The organism is Shewanella sp. CG12_big_fil_rev_8_21_14_0_65_47_15, assembly GCF_002783505.1.
In the GTDB taxonomy this organism is placed as follows: Bacteria; Pseudomonadota; Gammaproteobacteria; order Enterobacterales; family Shewanellaceae; genus Shewanella.
The window spans coordinates 8,691-9,233 of the sequence record NZ_PFGL01000008.1; the positions used below are offsets into that span (position 1 = coordinate 8,691).

Sequence of the window (543 nt, forward strand, 5' to 3'; positions counted from 1 at the left end):
GATTTTATGTTACTATTTTCTTTTGTATTCGAAAAAATTAACTGGTTGATATTATAAGTAGAAATACCAATCACTTCCTGTTTTTTTAGTTTTGCCTGGTATCCTCTTTCAAAAAGTTCATTATCAACCAATTCCCTCAGAAGGCTTACATTAATAGTTCTAATACCCGAAGATAAAACCTTTCTTTCCACTGCAAATGCAATGTCTTCTGCTTCTTTGTCTGATAGCTGTGCTTCTTTTATCAAAGCATCTTTAATTCTTTCCCTGTCCCAATTTAAAGTTTCACCTTTTGTCGGGGCAGATACCAAAAGATGTAAATCAGTTGAGTCTTTGTAATCATTGCTTTCCTTAACCACTCTAAGAATTTCATTCATCTTAAGTTGGTCCTCAGAAACTTTTTTATATTTTTCAAAATTCTTACCTATAATTTCCACTATCTCTTCTATGGCTTCCCTTGGTAACCCTGTATTCTCTACTTCTTTCACTAGGTATTGAAAAAGTCTTCTGTTTTCTATGGTCAATTTTTTGCCCCTTATATTAATT

At 32.2% G+C, this 543-nt stretch carries 1 protein-coding gene; it reads right to left on the reverse strand.

All coding sequences use genetic code 11. The features are described from left to right. A partial coding sequence (locus tag COW15_RS02535; protein WP_293629619.1) for an ATP cone domain-containing protein occupies positions 1 to 521 on the reverse strand: 521 nt, incomplete at its 3' end. Positions 522 to 543 lie beyond the last annotated feature (22 nt).